The 21,673-nt window shown below is 54.2% G+C and carries 15 protein-coding genes and 1 other RNA gene; 7 read left to right on the forward strand and 9 right to left on the reverse strand.

Features of this window, described 5'->3' with window-relative positions; all coding sequences use genetic code 11:
- Window positions 1-193 precede the first annotated feature (193 nt).
- From rnpB to CKO12_RS15185, 5 genes are all read right to left on the reverse strand, one after another.
- Window positions 194-563: RNase P RNA component class A (gene rnpB, locus CKO12_RS11860), an RNA gene on the reverse strand.
- Window positions 564-671: 108 nt separating this feature from the next.
- A complete protein-coding gene (locus tag CKO12_RS11865; protein ID WP_200154954.1) occupies window positions 672-1,520 on the reverse strand; it encodes an HDOD domain-containing protein in 849 nt (282 codons plus the stop codon).
- Between the two features lie 47 nt (window positions 1,521-1,567).
- Window positions 1,568-3,721, reverse strand: coding sequence for an alpha-amylase family glycosyl hydrolase (locus CKO12_RS11870; protein WP_200154955.1), 2,154 nt, complete (start codon window positions 3,719-3,721; stop codon window positions 1,568-1,570).
- Window positions 3,722-3,762: 41 nt separating this feature from the next.
- The gene (sohB, locus tag CKO12_RS11875; protein WP_200154956.1) at window positions 3,763-4,773 is read right to left on the reverse strand and encodes a protease SohB; all 1,011 of its coding nucleotides are present in this window, start codon (window positions 4,771-4,773) and stop codon (window positions 3,763-3,765) included.
- Entirely contained in the window at window positions 4,770-4,901 is a 132-nt protein-coding gene (locus CKO12_RS15185; RefSeq protein ID WP_274599922.1) for a hypothetical protein, read from the reverse strand. Before CKO12_RS15185 ends, sohB begins: the two co-directional genes overlap by 4 nt.
- 123 nt (window positions 4,902-5,024) lie before the next feature.
- Here CKO12_RS15185 and CKO12_RS11880 point away from each other — a divergent pair, with 123 nt between their 5' ends.
- From CKO12_RS11880 to mraY, 5 genes are all read left to right on the forward strand, one after another.
- A complete protein-coding gene (locus CKO12_RS11880) occupies window positions 5,025-6,866 on the forward strand; it encodes a PhoX family protein (protein WP_200154957.1) in 1,842 nt (613 codons plus the stop codon).
- 82 nt (window positions 6,867-6,948) lie between these two features.
- On the forward strand, window positions 6,949-8,607 hold the full coding sequence (locus CKO12_RS11885; protein ID WP_200154958.1) for a hypothetical protein: 1,659 nt from the start codon (window positions 6,949-6,951) through the stop codon (window positions 8,605-8,607).
- A gap of 215 nt (window positions 8,608-8,822) precedes the next feature.
- Window positions 8,823-10,733, forward strand: coding sequence for a serine/threonine protein kinase (locus tag CKO12_RS11890; protein ID WP_200154959.1), 1,911 nt, complete (start codon window positions 8,823-8,825; stop codon window positions 10,731-10,733).
- 110 nt (window positions 10,734-10,843) lie between these two features.
- Window positions 10,844-12,241: a UDP-N-acetylmuramoyl-tripeptide--D-alanyl-D-alanine ligase gene (locus tag CKO12_RS11895; RefSeq protein WP_200154965.1), complete on the forward strand. Its 1,398-nt coding sequence runs from the start codon at window positions 10,844-10,846 to the stop codon at window positions 12,239-12,241.
- Between the two features lie 90 nt (window positions 12,242-12,331).
- Entirely contained in the window at window positions 12,332-13,414 is a 1,083-nt protein-coding gene (gene mraY, locus CKO12_RS11900) for a phospho-N-acetylmuramoyl-pentapeptide-transferase (RefSeq protein ID WP_200154960.1), read from the forward strand.
- 107 nt (window positions 13,415-13,521) lie between these two features.
- Here mraY and rsmD read toward each other — a convergent pair whose 3' ends face one another.
- From rsmD to tsaE, 4 genes are all read right to left on the reverse strand, one after another.
- On the reverse strand, window positions 13,522-14,091 hold the full coding sequence (gene rsmD, locus CKO12_RS11905) for a 16S rRNA (guanine(966)-N(2))-methyltransferase RsmD (protein ID WP_200154966.1): 570 nt from the start codon (window positions 14,089-14,091) through the stop codon (window positions 13,522-13,524).
- Between the two features lie 125 nt (window positions 14,092-14,216).
- Window positions 14,217-16,028 carry a DNA mismatch repair endonuclease MutL gene (gene mutL / locus CKO12_RS11910; RefSeq protein ID WP_200154961.1) on the reverse strand — a complete coding sequence of 604 codons (1,812 nt, stop codon included), beginning with the start codon at window positions 16,026-16,028 and terminating at the stop codon, window positions 14,217-14,219.
- 148 nt (window positions 16,029-16,176) lie between these two features.
- The gene (locus CKO12_RS11915; protein ID WP_338032743.1) at window positions 16,177-17,343 is read right to left on the reverse strand and encodes an N-acetylmuramoyl-L-alanine amidase; all 1,167 of its coding nucleotides are present in this window, start codon (window positions 17,341-17,343) and stop codon (window positions 16,177-16,179) included.
- The gene (gene tsaE, locus CKO12_RS11920) at window positions 17,340-17,807 is read right to left on the reverse strand and encodes a tRNA (adenosine(37)-N6)-threonylcarbamoyltransferase complex ATPase subunit type 1 TsaE (protein WP_200154962.1); all 468 of its coding nucleotides are present in this window, start codon (window positions 17,805-17,807) and stop codon (window positions 17,340-17,342) included. Before tsaE ends, CKO12_RS11915 begins: the two co-directional genes overlap by 4 nt.
- On the opposite strand from tsaE, the gene CKO12_RS11925 reads away from it, so the two are divergent.
- Window positions 17,806-19,923, forward strand: coding sequence for a M1 family metallopeptidase (locus tag CKO12_RS11925; RefSeq protein WP_242466317.1), 2,118 nt, complete (start codon window positions 17,806-17,808; stop codon window positions 19,921-19,923). The two genes, tsaE and CKO12_RS11925, sit on opposite strands and share 2 nt — an antisense overlap.
- Window positions 19,924-20,001: 78 nt before the next feature.
- Window positions 20,002-21,327, forward strand: coding sequence for a sigma-54-dependent transcriptional regulator (locus CKO12_RS11930; RefSeq protein WP_200154964.1), 1,326 nt, complete (start codon window positions 20,002-20,004; stop codon window positions 21,325-21,327).
- Window positions 21,328-21,673: the final 346 nt, after the last annotated feature.

Raw genomic sequence — 21,673 nt, forward strand, 5'->3', positions numbered from 1 at the left:
CTGAGTGCCCAACCACTTGGGGATGTAGGGCGCGTTGGTGAATGTCCGTGATGACGGCCTGCAAAGCCTCTCGTGCTAAAAACAGCGGGTAGCTGCGTCGCGGAATATAATCATACGGTTCCTGACATAAAGCGTGGGAACGCTAAACAATCAAGCACAGACGATTCAAACAACGTGCGTGCGCAATGAAATAGATGGGAGTGCGCCGATAAGCCGGGTTCTGTCGTGAGCAGCCATTCATCTAGGATGTGCGTCGCCGCACACCTCAAGCGACCTACCCGGAAACGCGCACGAGCCGTGCGGTGCAGCCGAAACTGCGTTGTTCCCCTATTTGGTCTTGCTTCGGGTGGGGTTTACCGTGCCGCCACTGTTACCAGCAACGCGGTGCGCTCTTACCGCACCTTTTCACCCTTACCTCCCACGCTAGGCGCGAGATCGGCGGTTTATTTTCTGTGGCACTAGCCGTGAACTCACGTCCCCCAGGCGTTACCTGGCACCCTGCCCTGTGAAGCCCGGACTTTCCTCACTGGTAATCAAACCAGCGCGACTGCCTAGCCCACTCCCGCCACCAAGTGTACGCGCTTTTAGTTAGGTATAACACGCTTAAATTAAAGCGAGCTAATTCTCAACGCGGGATTGAATCCGCGCTGCGCAATTGCATTCATTGCCAACTAATTCTGCGCCGTAGAATCGTTGTGAATTTGCTTACACAAGCTCATCCAATCTTCTTCTGATAATTCCAATTCAAGGCGAGCTGCATCCCGATATAGCGCCATTTCTGGCTCATCCTGTGCGCCAAATGGTAAAGCCATCAGCGCATGAGTGAGTTGCGTAATTGCAATTAAACAACGCACCCGCGCATCATCTAAGCGTTGATAATGCGGATCGTGATGATGAAAAATAGCCAGCGCGAATTGTTCTGGCAATTGCCAAATACTCGCCAATAAAAAACCAACGGTTGGATGATCAATATGAAGTGCAGCTTGTTCATAATCCAACAGCGATGATGGCGCACTGGCACGCAATACCCATTCATAACCATAATTGGGCAATTGTTCCGCAAAGATCAAACTACCCACGTCGTGCATGATCCCGAATAAATACGCATCTTCGGGATTCGTATTGGCAACATAGCGCGTCACATTCACCGCGATTTGCGCCTGTTCCATAACTGATTCCCACACCACCCGCGCTGCGCCAGTGGAACTGCTCAACATTTGTTCCACCGCTTCGGCAGTCACTAAATTGATGAGCCGTTTAATTCCCATCAAACTGATCGCTTGCGACAAACTAGTGATTTTATTGGCGCGAGAAAACAGCGGCGAATTCACTTTTTTAAGGATGTGTCCGCTGAGACCGACATCCTGCGCAATTAAATCGGAAAGTACGCGTAAATCTGGCTCCGTGCGTTTCAATTCCGCTCGCAGCGCCAGCACCACGTCTGGAATTTGCGGCACCTGCGTGTGGCGAACCAGTTTGAACGCCGTTTCTAAGGCTTGTTTTGAAGGATAGTGCAGCATTTGCCCAACCTCACACTGTTTGATAGACGGGTTTTTAGTGGCGCGGTTTAACGCAAATACACTCCATCGTCACCGATTTTGCCCGGACCGTTGAAAACATAAATCCCCGCCGAATTCGCTTTCACACTAAAACTTAAATGCCCGTCGCTATGAAGTTCGGCACCCGTAACGGCGTCACGATAAATACCTGCGGGAATACCGTCGATGGCGATTTGTTGCGCCGAACCAATTGCCAGCCCCACCACCGCAAAGCTGCCACTAGCGGCATGATCGCGGACAAAGCGCATTCCGCTGCCCCATTCTGCTAAATGCGTCATCTGCGCTTTTTGCAATGCTGGAATTGCCCGCCGTATTAAATTGAGGCGCTGAATATGGCGATATAACGGATGCGCTTGCGTGGTCGCAATGGTGTCATCGCTGAGATGATCGCCAAAATAAGCGCGACCGGTTTGGCTGAGAGTATCGCGCTCGCCTTCAATATCTTGCGGCGCACCTTTCATAAATTCGATTTCTTCCCCGTAATACAAACACGGAATGCCCCGCGCCGTCCAAATCAAATTATATGCTGCCGCCGCCATCCATTGCTCGCCTTTGAAGCGATATTTGAAATCATTATCAGGGCCAACATCGTGATTTTGTAAAAACGTAACTAATTGCGTGACATCGCCATAAATCCAATCCATGCCGAGAATATGCGCAGTGCCCGCGTAAGTGCCTTTGCTGACGGTATCGCGGAAAGTCGAAAACAACCCAAAATCTAATTGCGGAAAACCAGAATCGCCACCGGATTCAGGATTGCGCGGATCATCACCGAGCCGCGTATACCACCATGGACGAATTTGTGACGGGCCATTATCGCCGCCACCGAGATCGCCCCAACCATAGCCCTTCACTAAATTCTCACCAAAAACAAATAAACCGGGTTTATGCGTTTTCCAAGCGTTGACATATTCCAATAAATTGTCGCGCTCAACGTGTTTCACCGTATCAATGCGCAACGCATCAACACCCATATCTAAATAACGGTTAATCGCGTTAATTAAATATTCTTTTACGTTTGGGCGTTCAGTCGCTAAATCAATGCAATCACCGGCGAGATGCTTTTGTTGCAACGGATTGGTGCTTTCCCAATCGCCACCGCAAATAAATCCGTCTTGATGATACCAATTCGGATCAAGCATCTGCGCATCAACTCCGAAAAAACGTCCCGGGTTATAACCCGCTTTCGGTATCGTTTCGCCGGTTTTAGGATCAATTAACGGTTCAATTCCTTCGGGATCACGGGAATGGCGTTCCTGATACCACGCAGGTGCCAGCGGGTTATCAATATCATCCCGATTCTCCCACGCATAATTACCAAGATTGCCTTGATAGGGGCCGTGATTCACGCGCCCGGGTTCAGAACCGTGCGGAACGTAGTATTTAATGGGTAAATGGTCGATGTGAACTTGTCCCCGAATCCCGTATTGACAGGAATGATTAACCACCACATCTTGGATAATTTTAATACCGCGAGCGTGGGCGGCATCAATTAAATGTTGATAGGTCGCATCGGGTGATTCTAAACGCGGGTCAATGCGCGTCCAATCATAGGCGTGATAACCGTGATAATCTAAACCTGAGCGATTTTCTACTGGCGGCGTGATCCAAATCGCCGTAAAACCAAGATCACGAATGTAATCAAGGCGCTGAATCAATCCTTTGAAATCGCCGCGCCAATGCGGATCAACTGGCTGTCCGGCGCTATTAAACTCAATGCGGTCGCGGCAAAAAAAGTTATTGGTAGGATCGCCATCATAAAAGCGGGTAGTGAGCAGAAAATAAATGGTTTCTTCCCGAAAATCAGCGCGTTCTGCTAATGACGGTGAATGAGAAACCACTGAACGTGACACTGGTGTGCTGCTGTGGGCAATCGGTTTACGCGGCGCGGGTTTCGTTGCTGACCATTGACCGTTGGCATCATACCAACCATTGCTGCTGCGAAATTGATCGGCAGTTTGTTTGCCGTGTCCGTCATTAAATACGCAATGCAGCGCATTCACACCAACAAATTGGCAGCGATACCAATTATTTCCTTGTGCCTCCATGCGTATTCCCGGCCAAGTACTTGCTGCGCTACCGTGCTGTGCATTCCAATAATGAATATAGATGGTTTCTGCCCAAGTTGCGGGGCGTTCAAAGTGAATTGTTAAGTTCGGCACCTGTGTCTCCGGTTGTGTTATGAACAATCAATTAGCGGTGATCAGCGCCAAGTGATTAACCAATGGTCGATGGTGGCTTGAATACTTGCCAATATCCGTTCAAGTGCTTTTTTGCGCACAGTGTAGTTGAGTTTTAAGAGTTGCCAATCAGGATACGCCGCGAGTAAAAAATCGTCGCTGGTTTGAATATCATCAATTAAACCCAGTTCAAGTGCTTGGGTGCCGTGCCAATGGTCACCAGTTGCCACGCGGGTCATCTCTAATTGGGGGCGATAAGTAGTAACAAATGTTTGAAATAATTGATGGGTGTCAGTTAATTGCGCTTGTAGTTTGCGCCTTCCTGCTTCGGTGTTTTCACCAAATAACGTGAGTGTGCGCTTATTCTCGCCGGCGGTGTGTAGTTCAAAATCAACGCCATGGCGTTCTAATAAGCGATGAAAATTGGGCAATTCAGCCAAGACGCCAATTGAGCCTAAAATAGCAAAAGGTGCGGCAATAATGCGGTCGGCCACGCACGCCATGAGGTAGCCACCGCTGGCGGCGATTTTATCCACTGCGACGGTGAGCGCGATGCCGTGCGCTCGCAACCGCGCCAATTGTGCGGCTGCTAAACCGTGTTCGCTGACCATGCCGCCGGCGTTGTCAAGCCGCACCAATACGGCGTCGCTGGGTTGGGCTTCGAGCAACAGCGCGGTGACTAACACGCGCAGCGCGGCGACGTCGCTGGCGCGGATGTCGCCGTTAAAGTCGATGATAAACAGACGTTTATCTGGAGAATCGGCGGCAGCGTGAAGCCGCGCTTGGTCACGGCGGCGGTCGGCTTTGCGGAAGGCTTTGAGAGCTTTGGGCGCTAACGATGCGGTTTTGAGCGCCGTCGTCAGTTCCCGATAATGTTCATTCAAATCAATGATTTCCAATTCTTCAGAGCCGCTATCGCTGGAGCGCGAGCGCAGCGCCAGCATGATCAAGGCGACGCCAGCGAGCACGATGGTGAGGGTTTTGGCGAGGAAGAGGACGTAATCAAACAGGGAGGCGAGCAGTACATCCATCATGGCGCGGCAAAGCAATGGGGGTGAATGACCGACAAGTAAACCCGGAAAAGCGCATCAATGCCAGTTGTCAGGGTGGCGGCAGCAGATGACGGCAAATGAATTGCCTGATGATTTTTGTGTGCTGTCATTCGTTCGTCACCTATTTTGTCATAATGCGCTATTAAGATTCCAGCCGTAACCGTGTGAATATGCTGCGGCATATTGCACTATTTTATTATTGCTAGATAACCACATCTTGGAGTTTTGTTGTGATGAATAGGTATTTTGTTTGGCATTTATCCGCGCTCGCACTATTATTTAACGGTGCAGCAGCAATGGCAGATGAGCGGGAGTTGAGTTTAGCATTTACGGGGATTAGTGTTCCGCTCACTTTAGAAGAAAAACGTGCGATTCGTGCTACCACGCAAGTCGCTATCAATGGCATCAATTATCCAATTGGTTATCACGATTTGCTGCGCACCAATCAAGTATTACCGTTACTTGGCGGCAGTGGCGATCAAACTGAAATTTTTGGGTTATTGAAAAATAATGCGGGGCAGCCGCTGCGTGAAGAAGATGGCAGCCCGCTGGTATGTACCAACGGTTCGGGCCCCGATCACACCTCGCTGCTGAAATATGGCAGCACGTTGTTTGCGGTGACGCAGTTGGAATGCAGCGTCGGCGGCGCGTATATCACCAAGCTGCAACAAGCTGCTGATGGTAGCTTGACTGCGGTGGCAACCCGTTCAGTCGATTTTTCTAATGTATTAGGCACTTATGTCAATTGCGCTGGCATGACTACGCCTTGGAATACGCATTTGGGTTCGGAAGAATATGAGCCGCCAATGGCGATTTTGAATCCGCTCGCCGCAGATAATGCTTGGTTTAATGATCCCACTTGGCACGATGCACATATTCAGGCAATTGCTGATTATAACCAAGTACCCAACACTGCCGAAAATGCTGCTTATTTAGGCTATTACTTTGGCTGGATTCCTGAAATTCGCGTGACTTCTAACACTGGCGAGCATCGCGTTACTAAGCATTTTGCGTTGGGACGATTTGCACACGAATTGGCGTATGTAATGCCAGATCAGCGCACGGTCTATTTATCAGATGATGGCACCAACGTTGGCTTATTTATGTTTGTTGCCGACCGCGTCCGCAATCTCAGTTCTGGAACGTTATATGCGGCGCGGTGGGATCAAACGTCGGGCGCTGGCGCGGGAACCGCCAATATCACTTGGGTGAATCTCGGTCATGCCACTGATGCGGAAATTCGCGCTGCTGTGGATGCCAAAACTACTTTTGACGATCTGTTTGAACGCGCCGATCCGCTTGATGCGACGGCTGGAACTTGTCCGAACGGATTTATCAGCACCAATACTTACGATGAAGGATTTTTATGTACGCGGTTGCAGCCCGGCAAAGCAAAACTAGCATCGCGTTTAGAAACCAGACTATATGCGGCGCATTTAGGTGCAACGACTGAATTTCGGAAAGAGGAAGGTTTAACGTATAACGCAGCTGATCGGGTGTTGTATGTCGCCATGAGTGAATTGCGTTATGGCATGGAAGATAACGGCGCTCGTGATCTTGGTGGCCCCAATCATATTCGGTTGGCGCAGGCGAATAAATGCGGCGCGGTTTATGGAATGGATGTGCGGCGCTTGATAAAAGACAGCGGCGGTAAATGGATCAGCAGTAATTATGTCGCCATCAATATGTCTGGCGTCGTAGTGGGCAGCCCCAAAGATTACAGCGGCACCGAGTTGGCAGAAAATACCTGCGATGTCGATCAGATTTCACAGCCTGATAATCTCAGTTATTTACCCGGCTATAAAACGCTCATTATCGGCGAAGATACCAGCGGTCATCAAAATGATGCGGTGTGGAGTTATGATCTTAATACGGCGCATCTCACCCGCATTGCCACCACGCCTTATGGCGCTGAAACCACGTCACCGTTTTGGCATAAAAATATCAATGGTTTTGGCTATCTCACGCTGGTCACGCAGCATCCCTACGGCGAATCGGATGAAGATCAGGCGGTCGCTCCAGATGATAAAGAATCACACGTCGGCTATATCGGCCCTTTTCCACGTTTAGATTAACTGGGTTTCAGTGAAACTCTTAAATAATAACGGGGGTGCAGCATTTAGCCGCACTCCCGTTTTGCCGTGAGTCACTTCTGCCATGACCAAAATCACCGCCACAATGCTGCTGTGGAGCATCGCTGCCACCAGTGCCGCTGCTTCCAGCGTGCTTGATCTCAGCAACACGCGCCTTGATAACCCGACGGCTTACATCAGCGCCCAGTGTTACACCAAAACAACAGATGCCAGCGGCGCGGTGTTCAATCCGTGTTTTACCTGCCACACCGCCGGGCGCATTCCGAATTATCTGGATGACCATGATTTACAACTGAATTACAGCTTGCCAGAAGCGGCGTTGCGCAATCCTTGGCGCAATTTGTGGCTTGATCGCAACGCGGCGGTGGCCGCCATCAGTGACGAAACGATCCTAAATTGGGTGCGCACCGATAACTATCACACTGCCGACGGGCGCATCGCGCTGGCGCAAACATTGAACGCGCCGCTGCCGCCAACTTGGGATCATCAAGGCGACGGGCGCTGGGATGGTTATCGCCCCGATGCGTATTTTCATTTTGATAATCAAGGGTTTGATCGTGATCCCGCTGGTGGCTACACCGGCTGGCGAGCTTTCGCATATCACCCATTTCCGGGCACGTTTTGGCCAACCAACGGCTCCACTGACGATGTGTTAATTCGTCTTGCCGCTCCGCTGCGGGAAAATCGCACCGGGCAGTTTGACCCGTTGATTTATCGCATTAATTTGGCGCTGGTGGAGGCATTCGTGCGGCGACAAGACATCGCCATTGATCCGGTTGATGAGCGCGTGCTGGGCGTGGACGTGAACGGCGATGGACGCTTAACCATTGCGCAAAAGGTGGCATTGATATGGCCGCCTCGCGCTGACCGCCAGTCGTCATTGGTGGGACGAGCGCAAGAATTGCAGCACACCGGGGCGCTGCATCTCGCCGCTGGGTTGTTTCCAGAAGGGACGGAATTTCTGCACAGCGTCCGTTATCTTGATCTTGACGCTGCCGGACAGGTGCAATTAGCGCCGCGCATGAAAGAATTGCGTTATGCCCGCAAAACCAGTTGGTACACCTATGCCGAACTGAAAGGAATTAATACGCGAGAAGGCGCAGAGCGGGCGCTTGATCCTGATATGCTTAAAAACGTGCCGGGCGATTTTGAACGCGGCATGTTTACCCAAGGTTGGATTTATCAGGGATTTATTGAAGCGCAAGACGGGCAATTGCGCCCACAATCGCAAGAAGAAACGCTGTTTTGCATGGGTTGTCATGGCGGAATTGGCGCGACCACCGACACCATTTTTTCTTTTCCGCGACGGCTCGGCGCAGATGCCGCCCAGCATGGTTGGTTTCATTGGAGCCAATATGGTTTAGCGGGGATTCCCGAACCGCAATTGGCAGATGGAACTTTTGAATATAGCCGTTATTTAATGGTCAATGGCGCAGGCGATGAATTTCGGGCAAATACCGAAGTCATTGAACGCTTCTTTGATACAAAAGGGCAATTACGTCCGAGCGAGTTAAAAAAGTTACATCAAGACATCAGCGTTTTATTATTACCCTCTGCCGCACGCGCACTGGCGCTTAATAAAGCATATTGGTTAATTGTACAGGCGCAATCTTTTCGAGCTGGGCGCGATGCGAGTATCACGCCACCGCGCAATGTGCATACCGAAGTATTGCAAAATCAACCGACCGGAATCATTAACCCAATCATTCCAGTTTCTAAATAATCATCCAATTCCACAAAAAACACGCAGACCTGTGGCACCGGTGCAAGCGTTGAAAAACTGGTAGCAGAAAGAACCCGAACGCTTCAAAAAACAGGTCTACAACTTTTCGGGTCTTGACATGCGGCCGATCTGGGGTGATTCGGTCAAAATCAATCTCAGGATCGGATTATGATTGCCATCAACCAATCATTCGCTGGTCTACCGAGAATTTAGCAATGGATGACCATATCAAACCGTTGCCGCCGGGCACGCGCATACACGAGTTTGCAATTCAGTATGTGCTCGGTTCGGGCGGCGCTGGCATCGTTTATGCCGCCGACCACGAAATTCTCCGCGAAACCTTTGTTATTAAAGAATTTTTGCCGCAAAACTTGGCATTTCGCGTTGCTGGCAACCGCGTGGCAGCGTTGCCCAACAAGGCGGATATTTACGACAAATTGCGCAATAAATTTTTAGAAGAGGGACAAACGCTCATCCGCTTGGCGCGTCCCCATCCGCATCCCAATCTCGTGCAAGTCACTGATGCGTTTCGAGAAAACGACACCGTTTATCTGTGTATGCGCTTTGAACGCGGCAAACCGCTCGATGACATTCTCGAAGTGCGCGGCACTTTGACCGAGCGCGAACTAAAGTCGTGGCTCATGCCGTTGCTGGATGGTTTGGCTCATGCGCACGCTTGCGGCGTCTGGCATCGCGACATCAAACCCGCCAACATTTTTATCCGTGAAGACCATTCGCCATTGCTGATTGATTTTGGGGCGGCGCATCGGGAACGCCCCGACAGCGTGACCAGCGTCATTGCCCAATACACGCCCAGTTATGCCGCGCCAGAGCAAATGTTCGGCAGCGTGCAAGGGCCTTGGACAGATATTTATTCAATGGCAGCAACCTGTTTTGCGGTGATGGCGGGGTTTCCGCCGCCACAACGCTTGGAACCCGGTTGGCAATTGCAATATCCCCATTACAGCCAAGGGTTTTTGCTGGCGCTGGAGGCGGGTTTGCAATTCGATCCGAAATTGCGCCCGCAAAGCGTCGCGGAATGGCTGCGACAATTTGATGCCGCACCGCTGGCGGATGCCGCAACGGTGATTACCATCGTTGAACTGTCCAATGACGCGCCCACGCAGATTGAAGTCACGAGCGAGGCAAAAACGATTGTTGATCCCGTTGTGACCAGCGCCGCTGCGCCCGCACCCAGCGCGACCGTTGCCACTGTGGTTGAACCGTCAATCACAGAATCGTCCGCCGCGCCGCCGTCATCACGGCGCTGGCTGGTGTTGACCGGCGGACTGCTGGGGCTGAGTGTGTTGGGCGGAATCGGCGCGTATCAATGGTTTGAAATCAATCGCTTGCAAGAACTAGCGGTCGCCAATGCCCCGCCGCTCCCGCCAGCCGCGCCAGCGCCAGAACCTGCGCCGCCGCCACCTGCGCCAGTCGCGCCGACGCTGGCTGAACAGTTGCAACTTGCTGATTTTGAATGCGCAACGGTTGCGGTGACGCCGACGCCGGAGCAGGGCATCGCGCTGACGGGCTATGTGCGCGACCGCGAGCAACTGGCGGCGTTGCAGGAACGGGTGCGCGTGATTGCGCCACAAGCGGCAGTCGCTGCGCGTGATGTCGCATTTGCTGCGCCCTTTTGCGATCTCATTGATACAATGAAAACAACCCATTCGCCCGCCGCGCAACGATCCAATATGCCGCTGATTTCATTCAATCACGCAGACCGGCTCTATCACGAAAAGGATTATTTAGTGCTCACCGTAACAAATACGGGACAAGCTGGCGGTTATTTATATTTAGATTTTGTTGATAGCAATCGAGAAACAGTGCATTTATTTCCAACGGTCGCCATGCCAGATCATTTTATTGCCGCAAATGCGACCTTAACCATTGGGGCGCGGAATAAAACTGAATGTCAAAAACAGCCTGATGCGTGTTTTATGGTGTCGCGTCCGCATGGCAATAATCTCATCATTGCCACTTGGAGCGAAACACCATTGTTTCCGCGCTGGCGCACTCCGCAATCTGAACCAATAACGGTGTATTTACCTGCGCTCGCTGCTGCCATTCGCAATAACACATCGCGGCACACGACCAGTTATTCCTTTTTCACGACTGCGAAATAACGCGACGGCGTTAATCTAGCCATTAAAACATCGGCTAAAATTGCAAGTCATCTCACCTTGTTTTTAATGAAAGTTTTTCGGATAAATTGTTAATGCGCAAGTTTTCAACCATGTGGATTTTAAGTGAAGCCATTGCTGCTGCTGGTGGCGATTTACACGGCGCAGATTGCGCCTTTACCAGCGTCGGCACTGATTCCCGCGTGGATTGCAGCGGGCAATTATTCATCGCGCTGCGCGGTGAGCATTTCGACGGTCACGATCACGTTGCTGCCGCGCAAGCTGCTGGCGCAGTGGCGGCGCTGGTCGATCATCCGCTGCCGCTGGATATTCCACAGTGGGTGGTGGACGACACGCGGCTGGGTTTGGGGCGACTGGCGGCGGCGTGGCGGCAGCGTGTCGCGGGGCGCGTGATTGCGCTCACCGGCAGCAACGGCAAAACGACGGTGAAAGACATGCTCGCGGCGATTTTGGCGCAGGTCGGGACGGTGCGAGCGACGCGGGGCAATCTCAACAATGACATTGGGATGCCGCTGACGCTGTTGGCGGCGCGGGATGAGGATTTTGTGGTGCTCGAAATGGGCGCAAATCATCCCGGCGAGATTGCGTATTTGAGCGCCATCGCGCAGCCGGAGCTGGCGTTGATTACCAACGTCGGTCATGCGCATTTGGAGGGCTTTGGCTCGCTGGATGGCGTAGCGGCGGCGAAGGGTGAAATCGCTGGCGGCCTGACGGCGGATGGCGTGTTGGTGGTGGACGGCGCGTCGCCATATCTTGAGTTGTGGCAGACATTGGCGGCGGGACGGCAGGTGTTGACGTTTCAGCAGTCGGCAGCGCCAGCACCGCCAACGCTTTGGAATGACACGGGATTTTGCACGGAATTCGTGGTGCAGAACTTTCCGCAACTGCCCGATTTCAAATCCCCCCAACCCCCCTTTTTCAAAGGGGGGCTTTTTAGTCGCGGCGATTTGAAAATCACGCTACATCTTGCCGGTGCGCATAACCTTCATAACGCGCTGGCCGCTGCGACGGCAGCGCGGGCGCTCGGCATTGCTGATGCAGCGATTCAGGCAGGATTGGCGAGTGTGCGACCGGTGGCGGGGCGCTTGTGTCCGCGCTGGAGCGTCGCGCCCAACGGCGAACGCTTCGGCATCATTGACGACACTTACAATGCCAATCCCGACTCTCTCGCAGCGGCGCTGGAGTTGTTGGCGCAAATGGACGGACGGCGCTGGCTGATTTGCGGCGATTTGGCGGAATTAGGCGCAGATGCCGCCCGTTTACACGCTGAAGTCGGCGCTAAGGCGCGAGCAGTTGGCATTGAACGGGTGTTGACGGTGGGCACGCTCAGTGCTCACGCCAGCGCCGCGTTTGGTGACGGCGGTCGGCATTTTGTCGATCAACAACAATTGCTTGCGTGGTTAATGCCGCAACTCAACGCGGCAGATCGCGTGTTGGTGAAGGGTTCGCGCTCGGCGCGGATGGAGCGAATTGTTGAGGCGCTGAGTTAAGAAAAAGTTGTCAGTTTATTTAGAAATCGCTGTGCTGATAACTGACAACTCAAAAAAACCACCTTTTGAAATTTCACATGGAACTTTAGAATGCTGTTGTATTTAACCAGTTGGTTGGCCGATTTTTATAGCGGATTTAATGTGTTCCGTTATTTAACGCTACGCGGAATTTTAGGCGTAATGACGGCGCTGTTAATTGCGCTGATGGTGGGACGCCCCATGATTCGTTATTTGCGCAACTTTAATATCGGGCAAATGGTGCGCGATGATGGCCCGCAAAGTCATTTATCCAAATCTGGCACGCCGACAATGGGCGGCGCGTTAATTCTCGTTGCAGTGGCGATTAGCACGTTGCTGTGGTCGGATTTAAGCAATCGTTATGTGTGGATTGTGTTATTGACCACGCTGGCATTTGGCGCAATTGGCTGGGTGGATGATTATAAAAAGTTAGTGGAGCGCGATCCTCGCGGTTTAATTGCCCGCTGGAAATACTTTTGGCAAACGCTCGCCGGACTTGCCGCTGCGATTGCGCTATATGTGACCGCGCAAACGCCAGCCGAAACGGCGCTGTTAATTCCGTATGCAAAAAACCTGACGGTGCAACTGGGGCCTTGGTTTATTCTGCTGACCTATTTTGTGATCGTCGGTTCCAGCAATGCAGTCAATCTCACCGATGGTTTAGATGGGCTGGCAATTATGCCGACAGTATTGGTGGCGGGAGCATTAGCAATTTTGGTTTATGCAACTGGTCACGGACAAATTGCCAATTATTTATTGATTCCGCATTTGCCCGAAGTCGGTGAATTGATCGTATTTTGTGCGGCATTAGTCGGTGCAGGATTGGGCTTTTTATGGTTCAACGCTTATCCAGCACAAGTATTTATGGGCGATGTCGGCGCATTGGCGTTGGGCGCAGCGTTGGGAGTGGTGGCAGTCGCAGCGCGGCAAGAATTGGTGTTGTTTGTGATGGGCGGCGTATTCGTGATGGAGACCGTTTCCGTAATGATGCAGGTGATTTCATTCAAATTAACCGGCAAACGCATCTTTCGGATGGCACCATTGCATCATCATTTTGAATTGAAAGGCTGGCCAGAACCGCGAGTGATTGTGCGCTTTTGGATTATCACGGTTGTATTGGTATTGATTGGGCTGGCAAGCTTAAAAATTCGTTGAGCGCGGGCGTCGATTCAGGCGTAAATTCCTGAATCGCGCCACCAATCAATTGGAATAAAACCGACATTGCAATGACAGCATTGTGCGTGATGTTCTATGGTTTTTTATTAAACCGTCGCCAAGCCATAACGCACCAGACCCGCAGTTTTTTGGCGAATCAATTCCCACCCCGGCGGCAGCGGCGGAAACTCTTGCGCCGCACTCGTTTCTAAATACACCCGCGCTCCGGTCGCCACCCAGCCATGCTTGACCAGTCGCGCCAGCGTCGGTGCGAGCGCAGCATCGGCGTAAGGCGGATCCAAAAAAATCACTTCAAACGGTCGCCCTGCGCCAGCCAGCCACGTCAGCGCGTCAGCAGTGACGATCTCTAACCCGCTGTTCCAATTCAACAATTGCGCGTTGCGCTGCAATTGGCGAGCGACTAACGGCGCTCGTTCAATCAACACGACTTCGCTTGCGCCCCGCGATGCCGCTTCAAATCCCAACGCGCCGCTGCCGGCAAATAGGTCAAGACAGCGGGCACCGGTGATCGTGGGAGCGAGCCAATTAAATAATGTCTCGCGTACCCGATCTGGTGTGGGGCGCAGCCCGGGTTGCGCCACAATTGGCAAGCGCCGTCCGCGCCATTGCCCACCAATAATGCGTACCTGTGAGACGGGATGTTTTATTTTAATCATTGCCTTGGCAGTTTTCAGAACAGTTTTATGATTAACGCTGTTGATTTTATCATTCATTGCAATGCGCGGTTGATGACGTGATTGTGCTATTAAAAAGTGATGTTTCATTGCCAGTGATTGCGCTGTTAGCGCCCCCGCGCAAACCAGCGATCTAATTCGCGCTGTTCAATGACAATCCACGTCGGTCGCCCGTGATTGCATTGATCAATCCGTGCCACCGTCGTCATCTCGTGCAATAGCGCGTTCATCTCCGGCAACGTCAATTGCCGCTGCGCCCGCACCGCGCTATGACATGCCAGCGTCGCCAAGACCGCGTGCAGCGCCTCTTCAACGCCCGTGCTGTAGCCGGTGGCGGCGAGGTCTGCCAGCACATCCGCGACTAATCTTTTTATATCAGTGTGTTGCAACAGCACCGGCACTTCGCGCACCAGCACCTGTTCAATGCCGATGCGGTCAATCACCAGCCCCAACCGTTGCAGCCATGCGCTGTGGCTGGTCAGCACCTCGGCTTCGGGACGGCTAACCGGCACCGTGACCGGCAGCAGCAACGCTTGTCGCGCAATCTGTCCCGCTAACCACGCCGTTTTGAGGCGCTCATAACCGATGCGCTCGTGAGCGGCGTGAATATCGACGATCACCAAACCGGCGGCAGTTTGCGCCAGCAGATACACGCCGTTGAGTTGCGCCAGCGCCACGCCCAACGGCGCAGGTGCGAGCGTTGCCGCCGGTTCCAATGGCGGTGCTGCAGCGGGCGCAATCGCTGGCGGCTGTTGAAAGGCTTGGGCGAACTGATAACGCACGCGCTCATCATTGACTTGCCGGGGCGCGGCAGCGGGAGCGTTCACAACGGCTGGCGCAGCAACAGTTGGCGCGATGGTGGGTGCTGGAGCGCGGGCTGGCGCGATGGCGGGGGGCGCAACGGGCAAATTCAAGGTGCCTTGCGCCAGCCGTTTGTGCAGTTCGTGCAATAAAAAATCGTGGATTTGGCGACTGTGGCGAAAGCGCACCTCGGATTTTGCCGGATGCACGTTGACATCGACTTGACGCGGCGGCAGCGTCAAAAACAGCACATACGCCGGATGGCGGCCGTGATGGAGCACGTCGCTGAACGCTTGCCGCACTGCGTGCAGCACCACTTTGTCGCGCACCATGCGCCCGTTGACGTAAAAAAATTGTTGATCGGGCTGGCTGCGGGCAAACGCCGGTCGCAGCACCCAGCCCTGAACGTGCAGCTCTCCCGCTGCTGCATCGAGCCGCAGGGCTTGCGCCGCAAAGGGTTCGCCCAGCAATTGCGCGATGCGGGGCAGCAGCGCGGTCGGATCGGTGCCCAGCGGTGCCAGTTCCAGCACCGTCCGTCCCTCATGCCGCAAATGAACGCCAAGATCAGGTCGCGCCAACGCCAACCGCCGTACCACCTGCTGCACATGTTCAAACTCGGTTTTCGCGGTGCGCAAAAATTTGCGCCGCGCCGGAATGTTAAAAAACAGATCGCGCACCTCCACGCTGGTGCCGGGCGGATGCACGGCAGGTCGCGGCGCATCGCGTTGACCATCGGCAGCACCCGCCAACGTCCACGCGCTGCCGTCACCGTTTTTGGCGTGAGACGTGAGCGTGAGACGACTCACTGCCGCGATGCTCGGCAGCGCCTCGCCGCGAAAACCGAGCGTCGTCACCGCCTCCAAATCGGCAAGTGAAGCGACCTTGCTGGTCGCGTGGCGGGTCAGCGCCAGCGCCAATTGCGCGGCGGGAATGCCCTCGCCGTCATCGCGCACTCGCAATTGTTTAATGCCGCCGTGTTCGACATCAATCAACAAATGTTGGCACTGCGCATCCAAACTATTTTCAATCAATTCTTTTAATACGGCAGCGGGGCGCTCAACCACTTCACCGGCGGCGATTTGGCTAATCAGATGATCGGATAAAATTTGGATAGGCATTTTTTTGAGTTGGCGGTTTTGAGTTGTCAGTTATCGGTTGTCAGTAAAAAGAGGGTTATTTTTGCAATGCAGGCGCATAAAAAAGGTTGACAAACCAGCAGCAGCTTCTAACAAAGCCTGATTGACAACTGACAACTTTTTTAATCAATCAATCCGCCGTCGCAGCTTGCAACCCCTGCGGCGGATTGCGGCGAAAATACGCACGAATGCCTAATAACATCGCCTGCGCTAAACGATATTGATGATTGGCACTGGTTAAACGCCGTTCTTCTTCCGCATTAGAAATAAATGCAGTTTCCACCAGCAGCGACGGCATATCCAATGCTTTCAAAACCACGAATTCTGCGCGTTGCACCTCGGTTTTATGCAGATCGCCGACTTTTGCTAAATAGGCGACAACAAAATTAGCGACTTCGCTGCTGTGTTCAATCGTAGTATTTTGTGTCATTTCAGCAATGAGCGTTGCCAATAAATCGTTACTCGCAGCAATATCCACGCCGCTGCCGCGATCAACGCTATTTTCACGCTGCGCGAGCGACATCGCCGCATCGCTACTCGCCTCGCCAATGGATAATGTGTACACCGAAGAACCGTGTGCATTGGTATCATCAAACGCATCGGCATGAATAGAAATAAATAAATCGGCGCGTTGTTGTCGCGCTTTAATCACGCGCTCTTGCAAACTAATAAAATCGTCTGTATTCCGAATCAGCAGCGCCCGCAGCCCTTTTTGTTGATTCACCAATCGCGCCAGCCGTCGCGCAATCGCCAATGTCACCGTTTTTTCCTGCACCCCCGTCGGGCCAATCGCGCCCGGGTCTTGGCCGCCGTGCCCCGCATCAATCGCAATCAGCGCAGCGCGGGGTTTGATCTGCCCCACCACCGCCGCTTGCCGCGTTTCCGAGCGCGAACTGCTTTTTTTAGGAATCAAATCAATCATTAACCGCTGGCGCTGCGTGTCGGTCGTCGGCGCAACAAAACTCTTAATCCGCACCGCCTGCTTGAGGTCTAACACGATGCGCAAATCCGCCACGTTGCGCACCCCGCTGCGCAAACCAACCAAGGTGCGGTCGCGGTTCGTCGCTGGCGGCAACGTGCCCTCCAGCCGCGCCCCGGCAATATCAATCACCACCCGATCTGGGCTGTCGAGCGTGAACACCTGATGCGTGACCGAGGCGCTGGTTTCGAGGATCAAGCGGGTTTTTTCCGCATCGGTGCTGATGCCCGCGCATTGCACCGTCACCTCAGCGCCAGCGCCCGTCGCCACGCCGCACAGCAGCACCAGACTGACAATGAATCGCTTGATTTTATTCACATGATCGCCTCTGTCGCTGCCACCGCTGCGATCACGGCAGCGCCAACGGTCGTGTGCCCGCGCAGGTGCAGATGACGACCGGCGGGATGATGCGCCAATTGAATCGTCAGATCGGCGGGCGGCAGCCGCTGCGCCCCGCGTTCCGGCCATTCAATGCACCACAGCGCGTCATCGGCGAGCAGATCGCGCAGCCCCAAATCTTCCAAATCCTCTGGATCAATTAACCGATATAAATCAAGATGATAAAGCGCACATCGCGCCAATTGATACGGTTCCAGCAGCGTGTACGTCGGGCTGCGCACCGCGCCGCTGTGTCCCAGATGGCGCAAAATGCCCCGCGTCAACGTCGTTTTGCCGGTGCCCAAATCGCCCTCCAAATAGATGACGCACTGCGACGGCAACTGCGCTGCCAGTCGCGCCCCAAACGCCAGTTGCGCCGTCACATCGGTTAATTCAAGCTCCATGTTTTCCTCTCAACTCATTATTTTTACAACGGAAATAATCGTGATGCGCCAGCATTTGCCCTGTCTCAACCGCGTCGTGAGCGCCGTCGCGCTGCTGCTGTTTACCGCGCTGCCGCTGCCGATCTTGGCTGCCGCGCCGGTCGTCGCCCACAGCTTGATGGTGACGCTTGATCCCGCCGCTGGCACCGTCCAAGTTGAGGATACGCTGCGACTTCCGGCGGCTGAAACTGCGTGGGAATTTGTGCTCCACAGCGGTTTGAATCCGCAACTCGTCGCTGGTGACGCGACGTTGACGGCAACCGGCACTGTCGCGCATTTGACCAGTTATCGGCTGACGCGGCAGAGCGCTGGCGCAGTGACGCTGCGCTACGGCGGGCGCATCCGGCATGAGCACATCAACACGGCGGAGAATTTGGGACGCTCGCAGCAGTGGTCAGTCGGCACCATTGCGCCCGAAGGCGTGTTTCTCGATGGCAACAGCGGCTGGTATCCGCGCCATCCCACCATGCTGCACACCTTTACTTTACAAGCGCAGGTGCCGCCGGGCTGGACTGCGGTGTCACAAGGTGCCGATTCCGGTGCGACTGACGCGGGTTTGATCACTTGGACGGAAACTCATCCGCAGGAGGACATTTATCTGCTCGCCGCGCCATTCACCGTTTATCGCCAACAAGCAGCGGGATTTGAAGCGCAGGTGTATTTGCGCCAGCCAGATGCGGCACTCGCGCAGCGATATTTAGATGCCACTGGCAAATATGTCGCGCACTACGCTGATTTAATTGGCACTTATCCGTTCGCCAAGTTCGCGCTGGTGGAGAATTTCTGGGAGACCGGCTACGGAATGCCGTCGCTGACGCTGTTGGGCGGACAGGTGCTGCGGCTGCCGTTCATTATCGACTCGTCTTACCCGCACGAAATTTTGCATAACTGGTGGGGCAATGGCGTGTACATCGCGGCAACGGAGGGCAATTGGAGCGAGGGGCTGACCACCGATTTGGCGGATCACTGGCTGCAAATCCAAGCTGGACGCGGGGCGGAGTATCGCCGCGACATGCTCAAAGCCTTTGCGGATGGGGTGCGCGAGACAGCGGATGTGCCGCTCGCTGCGTTTCGTGCTCGCCACAATTCCGCATCTCAAGCCATCGGCTACGGCAAGGGCGCATTTTTCTTTCACATGCTGCGCCAGCAGCTCGGCGAAGCGACTTTCACGCAAGGCTTGCGGCGGTTTTATGCCGACAATCGCTTTCAAGCTGCCGGTTTCACCGAGCTGCAACGCGCCTTTGCAGCCGTCAGCGGGCGCGATCTGAGCGACTTTTTCACGGCGTGGACGACGCGCCCCGGCGCACCGCGTTTGGCACTGCGCGACGTGCAGATGACGGCGAACGGCGATGGTTATCAAGTCAGCGGTCAGATCGCGCAAATCCAAGCTGCGGCACCGTTTCCGGTGCAGATTCCGCTGGTGATCACGCCGATAACGGGAGCGCCGCTGCGGGTGAACATCAGCAGCAGCGAGCGTCTCACGCCATTTGCGATCCCGCTGCCGGTCAAGCCGCGCTCGCTGGACGTTGATCCAGAATTTGACGTGTTCCGCGAGCTGGAGGCGGGCGAGACACCAGTCACGCTCGGCGCGTTGTTTGGGGCCGAGCGCGGGCTGTTGGTGTTGCCGGCTGCTGCGTCAGCGCCGGAGCTGGCGGCATATCAACAATTGGCGACGCGCTGGCAAGCCGGTCATCCGGGCTGGCAAATTCGTTTAGATCGGGAGCTGGCGCAGGTGCCGGACGATCAGCCGGTGTGGCTGTTTGGCTGGGACAATCGGCACCAAACGGCGCTGACGAGCGGGGCGACGGCGTTCACGGTGGACGCAGCGACGCGGCAGGTGCATATCGGCGCGACGGTGCTTGATGGTGCCAGCGCCAGCATCGTGCTGACCGGGCAACGTGGGCAGCAGCCGTTGGCGTGGTTGGTAACGTCGGATGTGGCGGCATTACCGGCGCTGACGCGGAAACTGCCGCATTACGGCAAATACAGTTCTCTGCGTTTTGAGGGCGCGGCGGCGCTCATTCGTCACAAGGAGCAATGGCCGATGACTGCGTCGGCGCTGCGGCATCGGTTTTGAGTTGGCAGTTGGCAGTAAAAAACCGTCGTCACTGCCAACCGATAACTGACAACTTTTTTCACTCAGGCTTTCACTGCAATGAATATCTTGGTTGCTGACGATGATCCGTTACAGCGCGAATTGCTGGCGGGTTTTCTCGAAAAACAGGGACATCAGGTGCTGACTGCCGCTGATGGTTTGGAGGCGCTGGCGCGGTTTCGGCAAGCGCCGATCACGCTGGCGCTGCTCGATCATCGAATGCCGGGCATGACTGGCGATCAGGTGTTGGCGCAGATGAAGGCGGAAAATCCGTTGATTCGCGCCATGTTGATTACGGCGTATGGCGCGGTGGAAACGGCGGTCAATGTGATGAAATTGGGCGCGGATGATTTCATCGAAAAACCGATCAATCTCAGTCACTTGCGCGATAAAATTCAACAGATTGCGCTGACGGTCGCCGTTGCTGAGGAGGTGGCGGAAGTGGTACAGGCGGTGGAAACCGCGCCGCTGCCGTTGCAATTGATCGGCGATAGCCCGGCGCTGCGTGAGACCTTGTCGCTGGTGCGGCGGGTGGCCGATAGCCCGTGGAGCGTGTTGATTCAAGGCGAAACCGGCACCGGCAAGGAATTGATCGCTCATTTGATTCATCTGCTCAGTCCGGTCGCCGCTGCGCCGTTCATTGAGCTGAATTGCGCGGCGATTCCAGAAAATCTGTTTGAAAGTGAGCTGTTTGGGCACGAAAAAGGCGCATTTACGGGCGCGGAGCGGCAACATCGCGGCTGCTTTGAACGCGCTCACGGCGGCACCTTGTTTCTCGATGAGGTGGGCGAGCTGCCGCTGCTGCTGCAATCCAAGTTGCTGCGGGCGCTGCAAGAACAGCGTATTCAACGGGTTGGCAGTGAACGCACGATTGCGGTGGCGGTGCGCGTGGTGGCTGCGACCAACCGCGATCTGCGGGCGCTGGTAGACGCTGGACGCTTCCGCGAGGATTTATTCTTTCGTCTCAATGTGTTGGATGTCGCAGTGCCGCCGTTGCGCCAGCGCCGTGAGGATATTCCGGCGCTGGTGGCGCATTTCATCGCTCGTGATGCGCGGCGACCGTTGCAAGTGGCAGCGGAAACGCTGGACATTTTGATTCGCTACGATTTTCCCGGCAACGTGCGCGAGTTGGAGCACATCATCCGCCGCAGCATGACGCTGGCGCGGGGCAATTGGTTACAACCGACTGATTTGCCCGCTGAGGTGCGGCGCCAGCCGGCTGCGGATTCGGGGCTGTTGCAGGAACGGCTCGAAACGTTGGAGCGCGAATTATTGCGCACGGCGTTGGATAAAACGGATTGGATTCAAACGCGAGCCGCCGAACAATTGGGAATCAGTGAACGAGTGCTGCGCTACAAAATGGGTAAATTCGGGCTGCGGCGTTGAGTGACGTTACCTGTTGCGGAATATAATTGCGGAGCGTTTTCTATTCAGTCTACCAATTCACGGAGGGTTTCGGGATGACGATTGGCAATTGTCAGTGCAAACTAGCAGAAAGAACCCAAACGCTTCAAAAAACAGGTTCACAATCCATCGAGTCTAGGAGTTACGCAGTTGACCAAAAATAGCTTTAGAATATAGTCGATCCACCACAAAATGATTGTTAAAATCGGCGCAGCACCTTCAATCCTACTGTTGTGCCGCAATCAATTTATTCTGGCTTGGCTATACAAAGATGAACGCTGCAAAATGTACCGAACAAGATTACATTCAGTTTTTAATCGCTACTCCG

The organism is Chromatium okenii, from assembly GCF_016583745.1.
Taxonomy (GTDB): Bacteria; Pseudomonadota; Gammaproteobacteria; order Chromatiales; family Chromatiaceae; genus Chromatium; species Chromatium okenii.